This window comes from Pseudomonas sp. NPDC089407, assembly GCF_044900445.1.
In the GTDB taxonomy this organism is placed as follows: Bacteria; Pseudomonadota; Gammaproteobacteria; order Pseudomonadales; family Pseudomonadaceae; genus Aquipseudomonas.
Window position 1 is genome coordinate 1 of sequence record NZ_JBJDNB010000067.1, and the last position, 4,153, is coordinate 4,153.

Below are 4,153 nucleotides of genomic sequence, written 5' to 3' on the forward strand. Positions count from 1 at the left end.
AGAACAATGGCCATGGTGGGAGCGGGCTTGTCCCGCGAAGAAGGCAACCCGGTGTCTGGCACCGGCTTTGCCGGTGTTCGCGGGACAAGCCCGCTCCCACAAGTTTCGATAAATCAATAAGTTAGAGTTTGTTCTATGAGAGCGGGCGTGCCCGCGAAGGCCGCACCGCCGACCTGACAGGCCTATCCCTCCAGGTACTTCACCGCCAACTGCTCCGCCGCCGCCCGTGCCTGGGCCTGCAAATGCGGCGCCACCAGCATCATCACCTGGTACACCACAACCCCCACATCCCCCTCGCGCCCCAGCACCCGCTGGTAATCCAGCGAGAACATCAGCGTCAGGGTGATCTGCTCCACCAGTTGCCCCAGCGCCTGGGTGTCACTCTCCACCAGTCCCTGGCCCTTTAGGCTGGCCAACAACGCCGCCAGTGTACGCTTGAGGGCATTGATAAGGCTGCGCATGCCGCGGGCCAGCTTGGGCAGGCGCCCGGTCAGGTTCGACAAGTCCTGGAACAGAAAGCGGTACTGCGCCATGCGCTCGACGATCAGGTGCAGGAACAGCCAGTAATCTTCGGCGTCCAGGCGCACCTCAAGCGGCGGGTCGAGCAATGGCATCAACGCTTCCTCAAAGCGCTCGAACAAGCCCAGCACCAGCGGCTCCTTGCCGTGGAAGTGGTAGTACAGGTTGCCCGGGCTGATGCCCAGTTCGTTGGCTATCTCCAGGGTGGAAACGTTCGGCTCGCCCTGCTGGTTGAACAGCTGCAAGGCGCACTCAAGGATACGGTCGCGGGTTTTCATCCAGTCAGCATGCTCATCGGGTCAGCACGTAAGTGCCCGGCGCGGGGCCTAGCGGTGGGTAGGTGGCATTGCCCAGTTCGGTGCGTGGCGCTTTGAGCGGGCCGGAGCGCGGGGTGATCCACTCCAGCCACAACGGCCACCAGCTGCCTTCGCTGCGCTTGGCGTCGTGGAACCAGGCACGCGGGTCGCTGCTCAGTTTCGGGTTGGCGAGGTAATAGGCTTTGGGGTTGCCGGGCGGGTTGATGATGCTCTGGATATGCCCGCTGTTGGCCAGCACGAAGCGCCGTTCGCCACCCAGCAGCAGGGCCGAGCGGTACACGGCGTCCCAAGGGGTAATGTGGTCATTGCTGCCGGCCACGGTAAAGCTGTCCAGGTTGACCTGTTGCAGGTCGATCGGCGTGCCGCACACCTCCAGCCCTTGCGGGTGGGTCAGCGGGTTGAGCTTGAAGAACTCCAGCAGGTCGCCATGCAGTGCGGCAGGCAGGCGCGTACTGTCGGCGTTCCAGTAGAGGATATCGAAGGCTGGCGGTGTCTTGCCGAGCAGGTAGTTGTTGACCCAGTAGTTCCAGATCAGGTCGTTGGGCCGCATCCAGGCGAAGATCCGCGCCACTTCGGCACCGTCCAGCACACCGCGTTGATACGAGCGGCGCTTGGCCGCTTCGATGGTCTGCTCGTCGGCGAACAGGCTGGCCGGGCTTTCGAACTTGCTGTCCAGCAAGCTCACCAGGTAGGTGGCACTGCGCACCCGGCGCAACTGCTGCTTGGCTTGCAGGTGGCCTTGCAGCGCCGCCATGGTCAGGCCGCCGGCGCAGGCGCCCATCAGGTTCGGGTCGCGGTTGCCGCTGATGCTGCGGCAGGCATTCAGCGCTTCTTCCAGCGCCTGCACGTAGCTGGACAAGCCCCATTCACGGTGGCGCGGGTCGGGATTGCGCCAGCTGACCATGAACACCTGCAGGCCGCTCTTGAGCATGTACTGGACGAAGCTGTTGGTCGCGCTCAGGTCGAAGATGTAGAACTTGTTGATCTGCGGCGGTACCACCAGCAACGGGCGTGCGTGCTGTTTTTCGCTCATCGGCTTGTACTGGATCAGCTCCAGCAGTTCGTTGCGAAACACCACTGCGCCGGGGGTCGCGGCCAGGTTACCGCCCACTTCGAAGGCACGCTCATCCACCTGGCGCGGCAGGCCATCGTTGTGCCGCAAGTCTTCGAGCAGGTGGGCCATGCCACGCACCAGGCTCTGGCCGCCGGTATTGAACAGCTCCTTGACCGCCAGCGGGTTTAGCAGCGAGTTGCTGGGGGCCAGCGCATCGTTGATCAGGTTGAACAGGAAGTGCGCACGTGCGCGGTCATCGTCGTGCAGGTGGCTTTCGTCGATCCATTGGCGGGTCTGCTTCTGCCAGGCCAGGTACGCTTGCAGGCCGCGGCGATAGAACGGGTTCTGGCTCCACGTCGGGTCACTGAAGCGCGCGTCTCGCGGGTTGGGCTGGTAGGGCGAATCGCCCAGCATCACCCGCCCCAGCTGCCCGCCCAGGGCCAGCAGATGGTGCGCGGTATGCAGCGGATGGCGCAAGCCGTGGCGGCCGACATTACGCAGCGTGGAAAGCAGGTCGCGGCCACGCAGGCCGAGGATGGCGTTCTGCACGTTCATGCGGGTGGCGGGGAGCGTTGTCGATCCTTTGGCCGGTTTGTCTGTCATGGCAACACTCCCTCGTCTAAGCCATTTCGCGTTCAACACCATCGCGGGCACGCCCGCTCCCACAGGTTCAGCGCCGTCCCTGTGGGAGCGGGCGTGCCCGCGAAGAAGGCCGCATCGATTTACCCGCCCGCCGCCGGGCGGGGGTGCATGACGGCACGCTGTCGTTCTTGCTGGAGGAACTTCATGATGATCGGGGCGACGGCCTCGGCCCGGGTGATCAGGAATAAGTGGCCGTCGTCGATAATGTGTAGCTGGGCATTGGGAATTCGCCAGGCCAGCAGGCGCATGTTGATCAGCGGGATCAGCGGGTCGTCGTCACCCGCCAGCACCAGGGTTGGCTGCTGGATCTTGTGCAGCCAGTGGATGCTGGTCCAGCCCAGCCCGGCGAACAGCTGCCAGTAGTAGCCCAGCTTGCCGCCGGAGCGCACCTTGGCCGCGTGGTGCATGGCCAGGTCCGGGTCACGGCGAAAGCCCCCGCCATAGATCAGCGGCGCAATGCGGATGACATGCGATGGCTGAATGTAGCGCCGCGGGCTGGCCATCATCCACAGCACCTTGGGCTTGCCCGGCACCATCACCGCACCCGCGGCGGTGGCGGCCAGCACCAGCTTCTTGCAGCGTTCGGGGTAGTCGTGGGCGAACTGCTGGGCCAGGGCGCCCCCCCAGGACACGCCAATCACATTGACCTGGCCGTAGTCGAGGTAGTCGAGCATGCGTGCGGTAAGCTTGGCCAGCCCGGGAAAGCGATACGGGTGCCGCGGGGTGGACGAGCCGCCGACCCCGGGCACATCGAAGGCGATCACTTCCAGGTCCGGGTCCAGTGCTTCGATGAACGGAAACACCAGCTCCAGGTTGGCGCCGATGCCGTTGAAGATCAGCAACGGCGTCAAGTGCGGTTTGCCTGGCCGGACAGCGGTGCGAATGGATTGGTCGTCCAGCTCGACGGTCCTGAAGATATAGGGTTGCGGCATGCGCGTGACTCTTGGGTGAAAAGAACACCGTGGCGCCTTGCCGGCCGCCACGGCGCTGCAACTCAACGCTCGTGAACGTAGGTGCCCGGGGAAGCTTCGCCGGCGGTATAGGCCCGGTTGCCCAGGCGGGTCGGCGCCTTTTTCAACTCACCGGCACGCTCGCCCAGCCAGCTCTGCCAGTGCAGCCACCAGGAGTCGGCATGCTTGGTGGCGTTTTCCTGCCAGGCCACCGGGTCACCCGGGCGATCGGCGCCGGTCATGAAGCGCGCCTTGGGGTTGCCCGGCGGGTTGAGGATGCTCTGGATATGCCCGCTGTTCGACAGCACGAACTCGATCTTGCCGCCGAACAGGTGTGCCGAGCGGTAGCACGAGTGCCAGGGGGTAATGTGGTCGTTGGTACCGGCCAGGCTGTAGATGTCGCACTTGACCTGTTTCAGGTCAATCGCGGTGCCGCACACTTCCAGCGCTTCGGGGCGGGTCAGCGGGTTGCTCTTGAACATTTCGATCAGGTCGCCGTGGAAGGCGGCCGGCAGGCGCGTGGTGTCGTTGTTCCAGAACAGGATGTCGAACACCGGCGGCTCGTTGCCAAGCAGGTAGTTGTTGACCCAGTAGTTCCAGATCAGGTCATTGGGGCGCATCCAGGCGAATTAATTGGAGTTATATCTGGCTTTCTGGTATGCGGTATGTTT

3 protein-coding genes and 1 pseudogene are annotated in these 4,153 nt (G+C 64.1%); all 4 read right to left on the reverse strand.

Annotated features, from left to right (window positions below):
- Window positions 1-182: 182 nt before the first annotated feature.
- Window positions 183-797, reverse strand: a complete 615-nt coding sequence (locus tag ACI2KG_RS28895; RefSeq protein ID WP_400612319.1) for a TetR/AcrR family transcriptional regulator — start codon at window positions 795-797, stop codon at window positions 183-185.
- A gap of 13 nt (window positions 798-810) precedes the next feature.
- Window positions 811-2,493, reverse strand: coding sequence for a class II poly(R)-hydroxyalkanoic acid synthase (gene phaC / locus ACI2KG_RS28900; RefSeq protein ID WP_404664234.1), 1,683 nt, complete (start codon window positions 2,491-2,493; stop codon window positions 811-813).
- Between the two features lie 119 nt (window positions 2,494-2,612).
- Window positions 2,613-3,464: a poly(3-hydroxyalkanoate) depolymerase gene (gene phaZ, locus ACI2KG_RS28905; protein WP_404664235.1), complete on the reverse strand. Its 852-nt coding sequence runs from the start codon at window positions 3,462-3,464 to the stop codon at window positions 2,613-2,615.
- Window positions 3,465-3,526: 62 nt separating this feature from the next.
- Window positions 3,527-4,111 (reverse strand): annotated as a pseudogene (locus ACI2KG_RS28910) (alpha/beta fold hydrolase); the annotation flags it as partial.
- Between the last annotated feature and the right edge of the window lie 42 nt (window positions 4,112-4,153).

Bases quoted from the DNA above. Each gene is read 5' to 3' on its own strand.
- ACI2KG_RS28895 (WP_400612319.1), bottom strand. From the start codon at position 797: ATGAAAACCCGCGACCGTATCCTTGAGTGCGCCTTGCAGCTGTTCAAC.
- phaC (WP_404664234.1), bottom strand. From the start codon at position 2,493: ATGACAGACAAACCGGCCAAAGGATCGACAACGCTCCCCGCCACCCGC.
- phaZ (WP_404664235.1), bottom strand. From the start codon at position 3,464: ATGCCGCAACCCTATATCTTCAGGACCGTCGAGCTGGACGACCAATCC.